This window comes from Methylobacterium sp. Leaf100 (genome assembly GCF_001422845.1).
Lineage (GTDB): Bacteria > Pseudomonadota > Alphaproteobacteria > Rhizobiales > Beijerinckiaceae > Methylobacterium.
In genome coordinates this window covers 17963-35111 of the sequence record NZ_LMMW01000045.1, presented here as the reverse complement: position 1 = coordinate 35111, position 17149 = coordinate 17963, and the positions used below count along the sequence as shown (strand labels likewise).

Sequence of the window (17149 nt, the reverse complement as noted above, 5' to 3'; positions counted from 1 at the left end):
AGGACCCTCGGCCGATCCGCAGATGATCGGCCGAACGTCAGTGTAAGCGAGGTATCCGGAAGGCCGGATACCTCGCCTTGAGCCGCAGCGGATGGATCTGGAAGTCACCCCATGGCGAGTTTGAAGGATCTGCGTAACCGCATCGCTTCGGTGAAGGGCACGCAGAAGATCACCAAGGCCATGCAGATGGTCGCCGCCGCCAAGCTGCGGCGCGCCCAAATGGCCGCCGAGAGCGCGCGTCCCTACGCAGAGAAGATGTCCCAGGTGCTCGGCAACTTGGCCGCCAACCTCGTCGGCGGCGTCCAGGGTCCGAAGCTGCTCTCGGGCACCGGCTCGGAGAAGACCCACCTCCTCATCGTCTGCACGGCCGATCGAGGCCTGTGCGGCGGCTTCAACTCGTCGATCGTGCGTCTAGCCCGCGAGCACATCCGCCGGCTCACCGCCGAGGGCAAGACGGTGAAGATCGTCACCGTCGGCAAGAAGGGCTACGACCTCCTGCGCCGCCAGTACCGCGACCAGATCATCGAGAACCGCGATCTGCGCGGCAACAAGCCGGTGGATTACGAATTCGCCGCCGAGATCGCCGACAGCGTCATCGCCCGTTTCGAGGCCGGCGAGTTCGATGTGGCGACGCTGTTCTACTCGCGCTTCCGCTCGGTGATCGCCCAGGTTCCGACCGCCCAGAAGCTGATCCCGGCGGAACTGCCCGAGACCGGTGCCACGGCCCCGGACGCCGCCCTGCAGTTCGAGCCGAGCGAGGAGGCCATCCTCGACACCCTGCTGCCGCGCAACCTCACGGTGCAGGTGTTCCGGGCGCTCCTTGAGAACGCCGCCTCCGAGCAGGGAGCCCGCACGGGTGCCATGGATTCGGCCACGCGCAACGCCGGCGAGATGATCAAGAAGCAGACGCAGATCTACAACCGTACGCGTCAGGCCATGATCACCAAGGAACTCATCGAAATCATCTCGGGCGCCGAGGCCCTCTAGGCCGCTCCGGCACCCTGACCGCAACATCGTCGAAGGACCCGTATCATGGCGAACACCGCTACCCCCGGCGCCGGCTCCAACAAGGTCGGCAAGATCACCCAGGTCATCGGCCCCGTGGTCGACGTGCATTTCGACGGCCACCTGCCCGAGATCCTGAACGCCCTCGAGACCAAGAACAACGGCAACCGTCTCGTCCTCGAAGTCGCCATGCAGCTCGGTGAGAGCACCGTGCGCTGCGTCGCCATGGACACGTCGGAAGGCCTCGTGCGCGGCCAGGAAGTCACCGACACCGGCGAGGCCATCAAGGTGCCCGTGGGCTTCAATACCCTCGGCCGAATCATGAACGTCATCGGCGAGCCCATCGACGAGGCCGGCCCGATCGTCTCCGAGACCCTGCGCGCCATCCACCAGCCCGCGCCGTCCTACGCCGAGCAGTCCACCGAGTCGCAGATCCTCGTCACCGGCATCAAGGTGGTCGATCTTCTTGCTCCCTACGCCAAGGGCGGCAAGATCGGCCTGTTCGGCGGCGCCGGCGTCGGCAAGACCGTGCTGATCATGGAGCTGATCAACAACATCGCCAAGGTGCACTCGGGCTATTCGGTGTTCGCCGGCGTCGGCGAGCGCACCCGCGAGGGCAACGATCTCTACCACGAGATGATCGAGTCCAAGGTCAACATGGACCCGAAGGAGAACAACGGCTCGGCCGAAGGCTCCAAGTGCGCCCTCGTATACGGCCAGATGAACGAGTCCCCCGGCGCCCGCTCGCGCGTCGCCCTCACGGGTCTGACCATCGCCGAAGACTTCCGCGACCAGGGCCAGGACGTGCTGTTCTTCGTGGACAACATCTTCCGCTTCACCCAGGCCGGCTCGGAAGTGTCGGCGCTGCTCGGCCGCATCCCGTCCGCCGTGGGCTACCAGCCGACGCTCGCCACCGACATGGGCGCCCTGCAGGAGCGCATCACCACCACCACCAAGGGCTCGATCACCTCGGTGCAGGCCATCTACGTGCCGGCCGACGATCTGACCGATCCGGCGCCTGCCGCCTCGTTCGCCCACCTGGACGCGACGACCGTGCTGTCCCGCTCCATCGCCGAGAAGGGCATCTACCCGGCCGTGGATCCGCTCGACTCGACCTCGCGCATGCTCAACCCCGCCGTTCTCGGCGAGGAGCATTACGCGGTAGCGCGTCAGGTCCAGCAGACCCTGCAGCGCTACAAGGCCCTGCAGGACATCATCGCGATCCTGGGCATGGACGAGCTCTCGGAAGAGGACAAGCTCACCGTCGCCCGCGCCCGCAAGATCGAGCGCTTCTTCTCCCAACCCTTCTCGGTCGCCGAGATCTTCACCGGCTCGCCCGGCATCCAGGTCCCGCTGGCCGACACCATCAAGGGCTTCAAGGGCCTCGTGAACGGCGACTACGACGATCTGCCGGAGGCGGCGTTCTACATGGTCGGCACCATCGAGGACGCCAAGGAGAAGGCCAAGAAGATCGCGGCGGCGGCCTGATCTTGAACAGCAAGATCGGTCTTCTCCTCGTCGGTCTCGTCGTCGGCGCCCTGGCCGGGTACCTCACCCGGCCCCAGGCCGCCGAAATCAAGATCGGGGATTTCAGCCTCGAAGTTCAGGGTGACAAGCCAGCGGGTACGTCCGGCGGCACCCTGACCACCGGCCAGATGCAGCATATCGGCATCTTCGCGGTGATCGGCGCGGCCCTCGGCCTCGGGGTCGGCTTCGTCGCCGGCCGCGGCCGGGCCTGACACCCTCTGCGGCGCACGGCCCCGGGCCGCGCGCCGTACCGCACGACAGACACACCCGAACCGGGATTCGCGACGTCATGGCCACCTTCCAGTTCGATTTCGTCGGTCCCGAGCGGACGGTGTATTCCGGCCCGATCGAGGCCGTGCAGCTTCCCGGCATCGAGGGGGAGATGACCGTTCTGCCGGGCCATGCTCCGGTGCTGACCGCCCTGAAGGTCGGCGTCATCGTGATCAACGAGGCCGGCCACGCCGGCAAGCGCGTCCTCGTACGCGGCGGTTTCGCCGATATCGGGCCGACCTCCGTCACAGTCATCGCCGAACGGGCCAATCCCTTCGAGGAGATCACACCGGAATCCCTCGACCGCGATATCGCCGCCGTCGAACTCCTGCGCGACGCGACCACGGATTTTGCTAAGAAGGACGAGCTCAACGGTCAGATCGTCCAGCTTCAGGATGCAAAGGTCGCCCTCGCGCTCTGAGGTCGAACCGGCCCGAAATCTACGAAGCCGCGCGCTCGAGCAAGGCCGCGCGCGCGGCTTCGTCAGCCGGGCAGCCGGCCGCGAGCCACTGCGTCCGCGCCCGTCCGAGGCGGCGCCCGATCTCCGGTCCAGCCGGGATACCCCGTGCGACGAGGTCGGACCCGGTCAAGGGGAAGACCGGAACCGACACTTCGCCCCGTACCATCAGCCCGAGTAGATCACCGGCCTCCGCCGTGATTTGTGATGGACACGCCCCAAGGGCGTCGCTGGCCAGGGCGATGGGCTCGGCGCCGTGAGCGGCCGCCAGCCTGCGCATCTCCATCACGTCGATCACGGTTCTGCTCCGCAGAGCCACCAGCGCACAGGCATAGCGCCCGAGCCGATTCTGTTCCGCCTTCGACAGCCTCAGGCGAGCGGTCAGGCGTTCGGCATCGTCCGCCGAGAACACCGAAAGGGCCGCCAGCCGCGCCGGCGCGTCCCAGGGGTGCCGGGTCGTCCGTTCGAACCGTCGCAGGTCACCGATCCCGCCGACGAGCCGGCCGAGGAGGCCGGTCTCGCTCAGAACGGTCACGGCCGGAACCGCCCCAGGGGCGAGGAGCAGTTTCAGCAGTTCACCGCGCACGCGCTCCCGCGACAGGCCGTCGAGGGCGGCCCGGGCGCCGATGCAGGCCGCAAGCCCCTCCGCATCGGGTGCTTCGGCGCCGTAGCGGGCGTGGAAGCGGAAGAATCGGAGGATCCGCAACGCATCCTCACGGATGCGTGTCGCGGCTTCGCCGATGAAGCGCACACGGCCGGCACGAAGATCGGCGAGGCCGCCGGTCGTGTCGTGGAGGTGACCCTCGGCATCCACCGAGAGGGCGTTGATGGTGAAATCCCGCCGCTGCGCATCGAGGCCGAAGTCGCGGCCGAACCGGACCACGGCGTGACGTCCGTCCGTCTCGATGTCCTCGCGCAACGTCGTGACCTCGAACGTCGCAGTCCCGGCCATCAGCGTCACGGTTCCGTGCTCGATACCCGTGGGGATGCTGCGCAGGCCCGCCGGCCTGGCGCACGCCACGACGGCTTCCGGCAGGAGCGTGGTGGCGAGATCGATGTCGTTGGACGGATGCCCGAGGAGCGCGTCGCGGACGCAGCCTCCGACGAGGCGGGTGTGTTCCCCCGGAACGCGCAGCGCGGCCAGGACGCGTGCGAGGCCGGGAGTCGCCAGCAGGGTGCCCAGCCCATCCGGGTCGAGGCGGTGCGCCGTCACTGGAAACGACCCGGCACGACCGCGCCGTTCTCCAGGCGCGGCGGTACGTAGCCGCCGCGATGGCGCTCACCGAACAGTCCGGTGGCGACGAGGGAGAGGATCACCAGGACGATTCCCGCCATGGTCAGGCGAAAGACCTTGCCCTCCCAATGGGCATGATGGCGCGGATGCCGGCCGCTGAGGGCGAGATAGCCCGCGAACAGCAGGAACGGCAGGAGGAAGATCAGCACTTCTTCGACGAGCTTGCGGATCATGAAACTCTCATTCGCGGCGACGTGCCGGATGGGGGATACAGGCGTTCGTGGAGGTTGTTCACGATGCCGGCGGTCACGCCCCAGATCCGATGATTACCGTAGGCGATCACGTAGTAGCGCCGGGTGCGCCCTTGCCAAGTCGCGGTCTCGATTCGGCGTCGACCCGGATCGAGCAGGTAGGATAGGGGCGCCTCGAACGTGTCGGCGACTTCGTCGGGGTTGAGACGCAGGGTGGCGGCCGGATCGACGAGTCCGAGCACCGGCATCACCAGGAAGCCCGTGGCCGAGAGGTAGGGGTCGAGATAGCCGAGGGTCCGGATGGCGCCGGCCTCGAGGCCGATCTCCTCGCGGGCCTCGCGCAGGGCCGCGTCGGCGGGCGTCGCGTCGGTGGGATCGATCTTGCCGCCCGGAAAGGCGATCTGGCCGGAATGATCGCGCAGGTGCGCGGAGCGCACGGTGAACACCACGCCGAGGCCGTCGGGACGCGGCACCACCGGTACCAGCACCGCCGCATTCCGGTGTGGCCCGGGCGGCACGACGTCGATGCCGTCGAGATCGTGGTCGCCCCGCGGATTGGCCGTCGGGTCACCCGGCCCGGGTGGTTCCGCGTCGAGATACCGGGCGGCGCGGTCGATGAGCTCGGCGACGGCGTCGAGTCTCATGCGGTGGCGGTGGGTGCGATCCGGTGGAACGTGCCGCCCGCGGCGATGCCGAGCCAGCCGTCGCGTTCCTCGGCCAAAGCCACGAGATCGTAGGTCAGCGCCCGGGTCACAAGCGCCCACAGGCCGCGCCGGACGTGCACGTAGGGGCGCAGGCCGCCGGCCTCGTCCTCCTCGAACCGCAGGGCATGGTCGGAACCCACCGCCACGAGGTCGTCGACGTTGGTGCGCAGCGCGATGCGGCGACCGTCGCCGTCGCCCTCCACCGCCATCTCGACGGCGACGAAGGCGGCATCCTCGACGGTGATTCCAACGCTTTCGACCGGCGTCACCAGCACGATGCTGCCGTCCGGCTCGCACCGGAGGATGGAAGCGAACAGCTTCACCAGGGCCGGGCGCCGGATCGGCGCACCATCGTGGAACCACGTCCCGTCGGCGGCGATGCGCATGTCGATGGCGCCGCAATAGGGCGGGTTCCACTGGTCGACGGGCGGGGGACCGCGTCGGGGCAGATCACCGAGGGCGGCGCTCAAGCGGTCGATGGTCGGGTCGGATTCGTTTGGTGCCATGACGGAAAGATAGCGCTCGAAGCCGCCTTTGGAACGCCTGGAGGCAGGCCTGTTTCGTTGCCCACATGCGTCCGATTCGCGACAGGAAAGGCACTGTCAAACCGAAGGCGAACGCCTGCGGCGTCGCGCCGACCTTGCCAGGGCGGCGCAAACGGCGCCACACTCGACCTGCACGGCCACCCCATGGCCGTTCCCTGACTGCCGCCATCGACCCCCAGAAGTCGAGGCGGAACGCGAGGACCGACACCGCATGACGCAAGGCTCCCAGCCGGCCACCTCCCTCGACGACGGCATCGTCGCCACGGCGGAAGCGTGTCTCGGAGCCGTCGGCGCGGCGCGTGAAGCGGTTCACAAGGTCATTTTCGGCCAGGAGCAGGTGGTCGATCTCACGCTCATCACCATCCTGGCGGGCGGCCATGGGCTGTTGGTCGGTCTCCCCGGCCTCGCCAAGACCAAGCTGGTCGAGACCCTCGGCACCGTGCTCGGCCTCGACGGGCGCCGGGTCCAGTTCACCCCGGACCTGATGCCCTCGGACATCCTCGGCACGGAAATCCTCGACGAGGATGCCAACCGGCACCGCTCGTTCCGGTTCGTGAAGGGGCCGGTCTTCACCCAGTTGCTGATGGCCGACGAGATCAACCGCGCCAGCCCGCGCACCCAGTCGGCCCTGCTGCAGGCGATGCAGGAGCATTTCGTTTCCGTGGCGGGCGAACGATACGATCTGCCGCGGCCCTTCCACGTGCTGGCGACCCAGAATCCCATCGAGCAGGAGGGCACCTACCCGTTGCCCGAGGCCCAGCTCGACCGTTTCCTGCTCGAGATCGACGTCGGCTATCCGGATCGGGCCGCCGAGCGCCGCATCCTCATCGAGACCACGGGCGTCGACGACCACAAGCCTCAGGCGGTGATGTCCACCGAGCAGCTCCTTACGGCCCAGCGCCTGGTGCGCCGCCTGCCCGTGGGCGATGCCGTGGTCGACGCGATCCTCGACCTCGTGCGTTCCGCCCGGCCCGAGGGGGGCGACCCGTTCCTCAAGGGCAAGCTCCTGTGGGGGCCCGGCCCCCGCGCCAGCCAGGCCCTGACCCTGGCGGTCCGCGCCCGTGCCCTCATCGAAGGCCGCGTCGCGCCCTCCATCGCCGACGTGAAGGCCCTCGCCGAACCGGTGCTCAAGCACCGCATGGCCCTGAGCTTCGCCGCGCGTGCGGACGGGGAGACCGTCCCGGGTCTCATCGCCCAGCTCGCGGCCAAGCTCTAGCGCATGGCCATAGCCCCCACGCGGACGGCCCCCACGCGGGTCCTCCCCGCCGAGGCCCGCGTTCCCGGGCGGCGCGAGACCGAGAGCGCCCTCGGCCTCGCCGAGCGGATGCCGCGCTTGATCCTCGAAGCGCGACGCGTCTCGACCACCCTGGCCCACGGCCTGCACGGCCGCCGCCGGGCGGGACCGGGGGAGAGCTTCTGGCAGTTCCGGCCCTTCGTCGCCGGAGAGGCCGCCGCACGGATCGACTGGCGCCGCTCCGCCCGCGACGACCGGCTCTACGTCCGCGAGCGTGAGTGGGAGGCCGCGCACAACATCTGGTTCTGGATCGACCGATCGGCCTCCATGGGCTTCGCCTCGCACCTCGCCCAGGCGCCGAAGGTCGAGCGCGCCCTGGTCCTGGCCTTCGCGCTGGCCGACACCCTGGTGGACGGGGGTGAGCGTACGGGACTTCTGGGACTCACCCGCGCCGTCACTTCGCGTCGCATCGTCGAGACCCTGGCGCAGGCGCTCGTCGGCGACCAAGCCGGTCTCGCACGCGACATGCCGCCCCGCGCCTCGCCGGGTCGCTTCGACGAGGCGATCCTGATCAGCGATTTCCTGTCGCCGCTCGCCGAGGTGCGCCAAGCCGTGGAGGCCATCGCGGCGCACGGCACCCACGGCCACCTCGTGATGATCGTCGATCCCGTCGAGGAGACCTTCCCGTTCTCGGGCCAAGCCGTCCTGCACGATCCGGAAACGGACCGGACTCTGGCCATCGGCGACGCCGGAGCCTGGGGTGAGGCCTACCGTGCCCGCATCGCCGAGCATCGGGCCGGCCTCTCCGAGATCGCCCGCGCTCAGGGCTGGACCCTGACCATCCACCGCACCGACCGACCGGCCAGCGAAGCCGCCCTTCGCCTGCTCACCCTCGTCGCCGCCGCGCGCGGGACCGGCTGAGGATCGTTACCGTGCTCGGATTGCCCCTGACCTTTGCCGCCCCCCTGGCGCTCGCCGCGCTCGTCGCGCTGCCGGCCCTGTGGTTCCTCCTGCGGGTGACGCCGCCGCGTCCGCGCCGCATCGACTTTCCGCCGCTGCGGATCATGGCCGACCTGCTGCCCAGGCGCGAGACGCCGGCCCGCACGCCGCCATGGCTCCTGATCCTGCGCCTGCTCGTGGCGGCCTTTCTGATCCTGGCGGTGTCCGGGCCGGTCTGGAACCCGTCGGGCCTCGGCAGGGAGGCGGGACGCACGCCCCTCGTGGTGATGATCGACAACGGATTTTCCGCCGCCCACGATTGGCGCGAGCGCCAGCGGGTCGCCACCGATGCCGTGGAGACCGCCGCCCGCGACGGGCGTCCCGTGGCCCTGATGGCGTTGGCCGAGCCGGCCGCGCCCATCGAGGCCCGCGTGCCCGCCGATGCCCTGGAGCGCCTGCGCGCCATCGCGCCCCGGCCGCACCTCGCGGAGCGTGCGACACATCTGTCCGTCCTGGCCGCCTTCTTCGAGCGGACACCGGGCGCCGCTGCGCTGTGGATCAGCGACGGCGTCGCGGGACCGGGCGAGGACACGTTCGCCAAGGGCCTCGCAGACCTCGTCGGCAAGCACGGCACCGGTCTCACCATCCTGCGCGCCGATCGGCCGCCGGCCCTCGCGCTCTCGGCCGCGGAATCCGGCGGCCGGCTCACGGCCCGTGCCCTGCGCGCCTCGCCCAACGGTCGCGACGGCGGCACCGTGCGTGCCCTCGACGCGAAGGGCCTGCCGCTGGCCGAGCACGACTTCACCTTCCCGGACGGTGCAACCGAAGCGGCGGTCGCCTTCGATCTGCCGGTGGAACTGCGCAACGGCATCAGCCGCCTCGAGATCCTTGGCGAACGCTCGGCCGGCGCCGTGACCCTGGTGGACGAGCGCGGCAAACGCCGCCGCGTCGGGCTCGTCTTCGGCGGAACCAGCGATCAAGCCCAGCCGCTGTTGGCCCCGACTCACTACCTTTCCCGCGCCCTGGTGCCTTTCGCCGACGTGCAGGAGCCGCGCGGCGCCAAGGGCGTCGCCGAATCCGTTGCGCAGATGCTCGATGCGCAGGTTTCTGTGCTCGTGCTGGCCGATGTCGGTGCCCTCGACGCCGCCACCCTGGAGCGGGTCGAAGCCTTCGTCGATGCCGGCGGCCTACTCCTGCGCTTCGCCGGGCCGCGCCTGGCGGCGGGCAACGACCCCCTCGTGCCCGTGCGCCTGCGCCGGGGCGGTCGGACCCTCGGCGGGACGCTATCGTGGGACAGCCCGAAGACCTTCGCGACTTTCGCGCCGGAGAGCCCGTTCGCCGGACTCGTTCCACCGGCGGATATCGGCGTGCGCCGGCAGATCCTCGCCGAGCCCGACGGCGAGCTCCCGGGACGGACCTGGGCGTCGCTCCAGGACGGCACCCCCATCGTGACTGCGCAGAAGCGGGGCCAAGGGCTGGTGGTGCTCTTCCACGTCACCGCCGACACCACATGGTCGAACCTGCCCCTGTCGGGCTTGTTCATCGACATGCTGCGCCGGGTCGTGGCCCTGGCCGGCACCGGAGCGGCGCCTGCCGGCGACGTCGCACGTCCCCCGGCGGCGGTGCTCGCCCCACGCTTGACCCTCGATGGGTTCGGGGCCCTCGGCGCGCCGCCGGCCGGCGCCACCGCCGTGCCGGCGGATTACGCCGAGCGCGGCTCGTTCGAGCATCCGCCCGGCTTCTACGGTCCCGCCGATGGCGGCGTCGCCGTCAATGCGCTGACGGTGGCCGACCGTCTCAAGCCCATCGACTTCGCGCCCCTCGCCAGCGCCCGCACGGGATCGCTCGCCGGTGCCGAGACCCTCGATCTGCGCGCCACGCTCTTCACCCTGGCCCTCATGCTCCTCCTCCTCGACACCCTTGCGGGGCTCTGGCTCGGTGGCTTCCTTCGCCGGACGGGCGGACGGGCCGCAGCGGCCGCGTTCGTGCTCCTCTGCCTCGCGGCCCCCGACTTCGCCCCGGTGCCGGCTTGGGCCCAGGCCCAAGCGACCGGTCGGCCGAACGGCATCGACTCGGCGCTCGCGACCCGTCTCGCCTTCGTCGTCACCGGCGACGAAGCGGCCGATACGGCGAGCCGCGCGGGCCTTGCCGGCCTGACGCAGGTACTGTCCAACCGCACCGCCCTTGAGCCCGGCGATCCCATCGGCATCGATCCGGCAAAGGACGAACTCGCGTTCTATCCCCTGATCTACTGGCCCATCGTCGCCGGCCGACCCCAGCCGAGCGCCGTCGCGATCCGGCGCATCGACGCGTTCATGCGCAACGGCGGCACCGTCCTGTTCGACACCCGCGATGCGCTGACGGCCCGCCCGGGTGGACCGCCGACGCCGGAAGCCCTCTACCTGCGCACCATGCTGTCCACTCTCGAAGTCCCCGAACTCGAACCGATCCCGGCCGACCACGTGCTGACCAAGGCGTTCTACCTCGTCGACACGTTCCCCGGCCGGTACGCCACGGGCCAGACCTGGGTCGAAGCCCTGCCGCCGGCGGCGGACGGCACCGAGCGCCGCCCGGCGCGGGCCGGGGACGGGGTGTCGCCCATCGTCATCACGGGCAACGATCTGGCCGCCGCCTGGGCCGTGGGCAAGCGCGGCGAGCCGCTCTACCCCGTGGTCGGCGGTGAGGAGCGCCAGCGCGAAATGGCATTCCGTGGCGGGGTGAACTTCGTGATCTACACCCTGACCGGCAACTACAAGGCGGATCAGGTCCACGTGCCCGCCCTGCTCGAACGGTTGGGCCAGTGAGCGGAGCCGGATCCGGAATGCGGGAGGCCATGCGCCGATGCTGAGCCTCAGCTTCACCCCCCTCGTCCCATGGCCGGTGCTGGCCGGTTTCGGGATCCTGGTCGCGCTGTTCGCCGTGCTGGCGATCCTGGCGCGCGGCGGCACGGCCATCCTGCGCGCCGTGGCCCTCGCCCTGGTGCTGCTCGCCCTCGCCAACCCCGCCCTGGTCCGGGAGGACCGGGAGCCCGTCAAGGATATCGTCGCCGTGGTGGTGGACCGATCGGGGTCCCAGGGTCTCGGCGACCGTCCGGCCATGACCGACGCCGTGCGGGCCGAACTGCAGCGCCGCTTCGGGGCCCTGACGGGGATCGAGCCGCGCTTCGTCGACGTGCCGGACGCCAAGGAGAGCGACGACGGCACGAAGCTGTTCACCGCGCTGTCTCAGGCTTTGGCCGATGTGCCGCCCGAGCGGCTGGCCGGCGTCGTGATGCTCACCGACGGCGTGGTGCACGACATCCCGGCCTCGGCGTCGGCGCTCGGCATCAAGGGGCCGCTGCACGTCCTCGTCACGGGGCATCCGGACGAGCGCGACCGGCAGATCAAGCTCATCGAAGCGCCGCGTTTCGGCATCGTCGGGCGGGACCTCACGATCCGCGCCGAGGTGATGGAACGCGGCGGCACCGGCAACGCCGTCGTCACCGTGCGGCGGGACGGCGAGGAGGTGGGCCGGCGCGCCTTCCCGACGGGACGACCCTTCTCGCTGACCATGCGGATCGAGCACGGCGGCCCCAACGTGGTCGAGATCGAGGTCGAGCCGCTGCCGGGCGAGCTCACCGTCGTGAACAACCGCGCGGTGCTCCCCATCGAGGGCATCCGCGAAAAGCTCCGGGTGCTGCTGGTCTCGGGCGAGCCGCACCAGGGCGAGCGCACGTGGCGAAACCTGCTGAAATCTGACGCCAACGTCGATCTCGTGCACTTCACCATCCTGCGGCCGCCGGAGAAGCAGGACGGCACGCCGATCTCGGAGCTGTCGCTCATCGCCTTCCCGACGCGTGAGCTGTTCGTCCAGAAGATCAAGGATTTCGACCTGATCATCTTCGACCGCTACGCCAACCAGAGCGTGCTGCCTTCAGCGTATTTCGACAACATCGTCCGCTACGTCCGCGAGGGCGGAGCGCTCCTCGTGGCGGCGGGACCGGAATTCGCCAGCCAGGCGAGCCTGTCGCGCACCCGGCTCTCGGCGATCCTGCCGGGCGAGCCCAACGGCCGCGTGGTCGAGCAGCCCTACAAGGCCGGGCTCACCGGCATCGGCACGCGCCATCCCGTCACCCGGGCCCTGCCCGGATCCGAGGCCTCTCCGCCGGCCTGGGGCGACTGGCTGCGCATCGTCTCGGCCCAGGTGAAGCCCGGCATCCAGCCGATCCTCCAGGGGCCGAACGCCCTGCCGCTGCTGGCCCTGTCGCGCGAGGACAAGGGTCGCGTGGCGCTCCTGCTCTCGGACCACGCCTGGCTGTGGGCGCGTGGCTATCAGGAGGGCGGCCCCTACCTCGACCTGCTGCGCCGCCTCGGTCACTGGCTGATGAAGGAACCCGCCCTCGAGGAAGAGGCCCTGCGCGCCCAGACCACGGGGCGCGGACGTGAAGTCCGCGTCGAGCGCCAGACCATGGCCGACACCGTGGAGCCCGTGACCGTCACGGGTCCCACGGGCGTCGAGCGCACCCTGACCCTGGCGCAGGCCGAGCCCGGCCTGTTCTCATCCACCTTCGAGGCGGAGCAGCTCGGGCTGCATACCCTGCGCTCGGGGAGCCTGGTCGCCTTCGTCAGCGTCGGCCCGCCGAACCCGCGTGAGCTCGCCGACGTGTTCAGCGACACGGAACGTCTCAAGGCCCTCGCCGAAGCCACGGGCGGCTCGATCCGCCGGGTCGCCGAAGCCGGCGGCACCGTGGTGCCGCGCCTGCAGGCGGTGCGCGGCGGGCGCTTGGCCGGGGCCGACTGGATCGGGTTCCGCCCGAGCGACAGCGCCAACATCCGGGGTGTGGCGGTCTATCCCCTGGCGCTCGGCCTGTGGGCACTGGCGGCGCTGGCGGCGGCGGTGCTCGCCATGTGGCTGGTGGAGGGCCGACGCGGCCGGACGCCGTGACGTCGGTGGTGAGGGACGGGAAACCACGTTCCGCCCCGGGGCACTGCGGTTAAGGTCCGAAGAGGGGCGGGCGTGGCATACGGCAGACCATTGCTCAACACGCCCCGAACCGAACCCATGCCCCTGACCGTCATCGACCCCGCCGCTCCCCCCGTGGTCGACCCGGGCAGCATGCGGCTTTCGGAGCTTCTGGGCGCCCTGAGCCATGCCCTCGACCTCACCGAGGGCCAGCCCGTGGGCCACTGCGTGCGCGCCTGCTGGATCGGCGTGCATGTCGGCCGGACCATGGGGCTGCCCAATCTGCAGCTCTGGGAGCTGTACTATGCGATCCTGCTGAAGGATCTCGGCTGCTCGTCCAACGCCGCCCGGATCTGCCAGCTCTATCTGGCCGACGATCTCACATTCAAGCACGACTTCAAGACCGTGAGCGACCGCCTGCCCCAGGTGCTCGGCTTTGTGTTCTCGCATACGGGGCTCAAGGCGGGACTGGCCGACCGCTTCCGCGCCATCCTCAACATCCTGCAGAACGGCGGCGAGATCGCCCAGGAACTCATCGAGACGCGCTGCCAGCGCGGCGCCGAGATCGCCCGGCAGATGCGCTTTCCCGAGGCCGTCTGCGGCGGCATCCTGGCCCTGGACGAGCACTGGAACGGACAGGGCAAGCCGAACAAGCTCGAAGGTCCTGCAATCCCGCTCTACGCCCGCATCGCCCTGTTGGCGCAGATCGTGGACGTGTTCCACCGTTCGGCCGGGCGCGACGCGGCCATGGCGGAAATCCGCTCGCGCACGGGCACGTGGTTCGATCCGCAGGTGGTGGCGGCCTTCGAGCGCGTCGCCGGATCGGACGCGTTCTGGACGGTCCTGGCGTCGGACAACGTCGAGGATGCGGTGTTCGCCCTCGAACCGGCCCAGCGCCAGATCGTGGTCGATGCGGATTACCTCGACGACATCGCCCGGGCGTTCGCGCAGATCATCGATTCGAAGAGTCCGTTCACCTCCGGCCACTCCGAGCGCGTCGCGGTCTATGCCGATCTCATCGCGGAGGAACTCGGCTTCGAGGCCGAGCGCCGTCGCTGGCTCAAGCGCGCCGCCCTCCTGCACGACATCGGCAAGCTCGGGGTCTCCAACGCGATCCTCGACAAGAACGGCAAGCTCGACGACGTGGAATGGGTGGCGATGCGCAACCACGCTGCGCTCTCCGAGAACATTCTCGGTCGGGTCATCGCCTTCCGGGACATGGCGCGCATCGGCGGCGGGCACCACGAGCGCCTCGACGGCAAAGGCTATCCCAGGGGCCTCGCGGCTGAGGCCATCTGCATCGAGACCCGCATCGTCTCGGTCTCGGACGTGTTCGATGCCCTCACGGCCAATCGCCCCTATCGGGCGGCGATGCCGATTCCGAAGGCCCTGGGGATCATGCGGGCGGAGGTCGGGGCCTCGTTCGACCCTAACTGCTTCGCGGCCCTGGAGCGGGCGCTGTCGAAGCTCGACGCCCTCGCAAACGCGGCTTGACCGTACCGGCCGGACCGACTCACGCCCCCCGGCCGGCAAAGAACCGCGCGATCTCCGCCGCGGCCCGATCCGGGGCTTCCCGATGCGGAAAATGCCCGACGCCCTCCAACGGCGCGAGGTCAAGGTCCGAAAACGTCTCGCCGAGGCGGTCGGTCCAGGCATAGGGGAACAGCGGGTCGGCGGTGCCCCAGCGCACGCAGGTCGGCACCGCGATGGGATCCTGCGGCAGGGCCGTGCCCGCGATCATGGCGAGGCGGCCGGCCTGCGCGCTGAGGTACCAGTTGAAGCCGCCCTGCAGGTTGCCCGGCACCATGAAATTGTCGGTGAAGGCGTCGAGCACCGCGTCGAAGGCGGCCGGGTTACCGCCGGCCCAGTGACGCAGGAAGTGGCCGATATAGAGCCGGCAGGACTCGCGCGACGAGCCCACGAGGTCCGCGGCGAACGGCTTGACGTGAAACGACTGGTACCAGATCTCGGCCAGCATCTCGGGCGCGGCCAGACGCGGGCCGATACCCGGATACGGACAGTCGAAGAAGAACAGGCCGGTGAGGCGGTCGGGCGCAGCGCGGCCCAATGCCTGCCCCACATAGGCGCCGACATCGTGCCCCACCACGCCGGCGCGTTCGATCCCGAGGGTATCGAGGAGCCCCACCATGTCGGCGGCGTGGACCTCGGCCCCGGCCCTGTCGGAGGGGCCGGGATCGGGCTTCTCGCTCATGCCGAAGCCGCGCAGGTCGGGGACGATGAGGTCGAAGCGGTCGGCGAGCCGGGCCATCACCGGCTCCCAGGTCAGCCAAAATTCCGGCCACCCGTGGAGCAGGACCAGGGGCTTACCGCGCCCGGCGCGGGCGACGTGGAGAGCGATGCCGTTGGCCTGCACGGTCTCGTGGTGGATGGGTGTCATCGTTCACTCCCGCGCGGTTGCCGCGCGGGGGATCAACGCCGGCGCACCGCGCTCACGTTCCCCGACACCGTCCCGGCGGCACCGGACACGAGTTCGCACCACAGGAAGCGGGTGGGATCGACGGGGCCGGGCGGTATCAGCCGGCCGGGCGGCACCGGGCTGAAGCCGAAGCGGCGGTAATAGGGGGCGTCGCCCACCAGCACGACGAGGCCGTGGCCGGCGCCGCGGGCCGCGTCCAGGCTCGCCCGCATCAGGGCGCCGCCGATGCCGCGCCCCTCGAAGCTCGGATCGACGGTCAGCGGCCCCAGCATCAGGAGCGGTGCTTGCGCCTCCGCCGGCCCGAGGCGCACGGAGCCGACGAGGTCCGTGCCGATCAGGGCCGTGAAGCACAGGTCGGCCAGCGGCGCGGTGCCCTCGCGCAGGCGATAGGCGGTGCGGGCGAAGCGTCCCGGCCCGAAGGCGCGGGCGTGCAGGCGCTCGATGGCCGCGGCGTCCCCGGGATGCTCTATCCGCAGGACCAGGGGCAGGGAGGTCACGTCGCCCGGGCCGAGAAATCGATGCGCGGGTCGATCCAGGTGTAGATCAGGTCCGACAGGAGGTTCACCGCGAGCCCCACGAGGGAGAAGATGTACAGGGTCGCGAATACCACCGGATAATCCCGCCCGACGATGGAGGTGAAGGACAGGAGCCCGAGACCGTCGAGGGAAAAGATCGTCTCGATGAGAAGCGAGCCGGTGAAGAAGGCGGAGATGAACGCCGCCGGGAAACCCGCGATGACGATCAGCATGGCGTTGCGAAACACGTGCCCGTACAGCACCCGGCGCTCGGACAGGCCCTTCATCCGCGCCGTGAGCACGTACTGCTTGCGGATCTCGTCGAGGAACGAGTTCTTCGTCAGCAGGGTCGAGGTGGCGAAGGCTCCGAGCACCAGGGCGGCCAGCGGCAGGGCCATGTGCCAGGCGTAATCCACCGCCTTGCCCCACAGGCTCAACGAGTCGAAGTTCTCGCTCGTGAGGCCGCGCAAGGGGAAGATCTGGAAGAACGAACCGCCGGCGAACAGGATGATGAGGGCGATGCCGAACAGGAAGCTCGGGATGGCGTAGCCGACGATGACCACGCCCGAAGTCCAGAGATCGAAGCGTGAGCCGTCCCGCACGGCCTTGCGAATCCCCAACGGAATCGAGATCGCGTAGGAAATCAGCGTCATCCACAGGCCGAGCGAGATCGACACCGGCAGCCGCTCGCGGATCAATTGCAGCACCGACACATCGCGAAAATAGCTGTTGCCGAAATCGAACCGGGCGTAGTCCCAGATCATCTTCAGGAAGCGTTCGGGTGCCGGCTTGTCGAAGCCGAATTGCTGTTCGAGCTTCTTGATGAAGGCCGGGTCGAGCCCTTGCGCCCCGCGATAGCGGGCGTTGGCTTCGCCCCCGCCGCCACTCGACCGAGCGGCCCCTCCGAGATCGCCGGCCCCACCGGTGACCCGCGACAGGCTGCCCTCGCCCTGGCCCTGGAGCTGGGCCAGTACCCGTTCGACGGGTCCACCGGGGGCGAACTGCACGATGACGAAGGTGATGAGCATGATGCCGAGGATGGTCGGCACCATGAGGGCGAGGCGGCGCAGGATGTAGCCGAGCAAGGAAG

16 protein-coding genes are annotated in these 17149 nt (G+C 69.9%); 9 read left to right on the top strand and 7 right to left on the bottom strand.

The window, feature by feature from the left end:
* Positions 1-111 precede the first annotated feature (111 nt).
* The 4 genes from ASF25_RS16200 (at position 112) to atpC (ending at position 3223) form a co-directional block, all read left to right on the top strand.
* Positions 112-987 carry a F0F1 ATP synthase subunit gamma gene (locus tag ASF25_RS16200; RefSeq protein WP_056173650.1) on the top strand — a complete coding sequence of 292 codons (876 nt, stop codon included), beginning with the start codon at positions 112-114 and terminating at the stop codon, positions 985-987.
* 45 nt (positions 988-1032) lie between these two features.
* On the top strand, positions 1033-2493 hold the full coding sequence (gene atpD / locus ASF25_RS16195) for a F0F1 ATP synthase subunit beta (RefSeq protein ID WP_056173653.1): 1461 nt from the start codon (positions 1033-1035) through the stop codon (positions 2491-2493).
* Positions 2494-2495: 2 nt separating this feature from the next.
* Positions 2496-2744, top strand: coding sequence for a hypothetical protein (locus tag ASF25_RS16190; RefSeq protein ID WP_056305893.1), 249 nt, complete (start codon positions 2496-2498; stop codon positions 2742-2744).
* A gap of 77 nt (positions 2745-2821) precedes the next feature.
* Positions 2822-3223 (top strand): ATP synthase F1 subunit epsilon, encoded by a 402-nt coding sequence (gene atpC / locus ASF25_RS16185; protein ID WP_056173659.1) that lies wholly within the window; start codon positions 2822-2824, stop codon positions 3221-3223.
* A gap of 19 nt (positions 3224-3242) precedes the next feature.
* On the opposite strand, the gene ASF25_RS16180 is transcribed toward atpC, so the two are convergent.
* Genes ASF25_RS16180 through ASF25_RS16165 form a run of 4 tightly spaced genes read right to left on the bottom strand, consistent with a single transcriptional unit; the run spans position 3243 to position 5954 of the window.
* Positions 3243-4472, bottom strand: a complete 1230-nt coding sequence (locus ASF25_RS16180) for a CCA tRNA nucleotidyltransferase (protein ID WP_056305891.1) — start codon at positions 4470-4472, stop codon at positions 3243-3245.
* Complete coding sequence (locus ASF25_RS16175) at positions 4469-4726, bottom strand: DUF6111 family protein (RefSeq protein WP_056173665.1); 258 nt, start codon at positions 4724-4726, stop codon at positions 4469-4471. Before ASF25_RS16175 ends, ASF25_RS16180 begins: the two co-directional genes overlap by 4 nt.
* Positions 4723-5388 (bottom strand): CoA pyrophosphatase, encoded by a 666-nt coding sequence (locus ASF25_RS16170; protein ID WP_056262070.1) that lies wholly within the window; start codon positions 5386-5388, stop codon positions 4723-4725. Before ASF25_RS16170 ends, ASF25_RS16175 begins: the two co-directional genes overlap by 4 nt.
* Positions 5385-5954, bottom strand: coding sequence for a DUF1285 domain-containing protein (locus ASF25_RS16165; protein ID WP_056173671.1), 570 nt, complete (start codon positions 5952-5954; stop codon positions 5385-5387). The genes ASF25_RS16170 and ASF25_RS16165 overlap by 4 nt, the downstream gene beginning before the upstream one ends.
* A 250-nt stretch (positions 5955-6204) precedes the next feature.
* Here ASF25_RS16165 and ASF25_RS16160 point away from each other — a divergent pair, with 250 nt between their 5' ends.
* The 5 genes from ASF25_RS16160 to ASF25_RS16140 all read left to right on the top strand — a co-directional run bounded on the left by ASF25_RS16160 (position 6205) and on the right by ASF25_RS16140 (position 14601).
* Entirely contained in the window at positions 6205-7209 is a 1005-nt protein-coding gene (locus ASF25_RS16160; RefSeq protein ID WP_056305889.1) for a MoxR family ATPase, read from the top strand.
* Between the two features lie 3 nt (positions 7210-7212).
* Positions 7213-8148 (top strand): DUF58 domain-containing protein, encoded by a 936-nt coding sequence (locus ASF25_RS16155; RefSeq protein WP_056305887.1) that lies wholly within the window; start codon positions 7213-7215, stop codon positions 8146-8148.
* 11 nt (positions 8149-8159) lie between these two features.
* Complete coding sequence (locus tag ASF25_RS16150; RefSeq protein ID WP_056305885.1) at positions 8160-10970, top strand: DUF4159 domain-containing protein; 2811 nt, start codon at positions 8160-8162, stop codon at positions 10968-10970.
* Positions 10971-11007: 37 nt separating this feature from the next.
* Complete coding sequence (locus tag ASF25_RS16145; RefSeq protein ID WP_056305884.1) at positions 11008-13089, top strand: hypothetical protein; 2082 nt, start codon at positions 11008-11010, stop codon at positions 13087-13089.
* 117 nt (positions 13090-13206) lie between these two features.
* Positions 13207-14601 (top strand): HD-GYP domain-containing protein, encoded by a 1395-nt coding sequence (locus ASF25_RS16140; RefSeq protein ID WP_244473063.1) that lies wholly within the window; start codon positions 13207-13209, stop codon positions 14599-14601.
* Positions 14602-14620: 19 nt separating this feature from the next.
* Here ASF25_RS16140 and ASF25_RS16135 read toward each other — a convergent pair whose 3' ends face one another.
* From ASF25_RS16135 to ASF25_RS16125, 3 genes are read right to left on the bottom strand one after another with little or no spacing between them, the layout of a single operon-like run.
* Positions 14621-15505, bottom strand: a complete 885-nt coding sequence (locus ASF25_RS16135) for an alpha/beta hydrolase (protein ID WP_056305881.1) — start codon at positions 15503-15505, stop codon at positions 14621-14623.
* Positions 15506-15537: 32 nt separating this feature from the next.
* Positions 15538-16041, bottom strand: a complete 504-nt coding sequence (locus tag ASF25_RS16130; protein WP_056305878.1) for an N-acetyltransferase — start codon at positions 16039-16041, stop codon at positions 15538-15540.
* Complete coding sequence (locus tag ASF25_RS16125) at positions 16038-17144, bottom strand: microcin C ABC transporter permease YejB (protein ID WP_056262237.1); 1107 nt, start codon at positions 17142-17144, stop codon at positions 16038-16040. The genes ASF25_RS16130 and ASF25_RS16125 overlap by 4 nt, the downstream gene beginning before the upstream one ends.
* Positions 17145-17149: the final 5 nt, after the last annotated feature.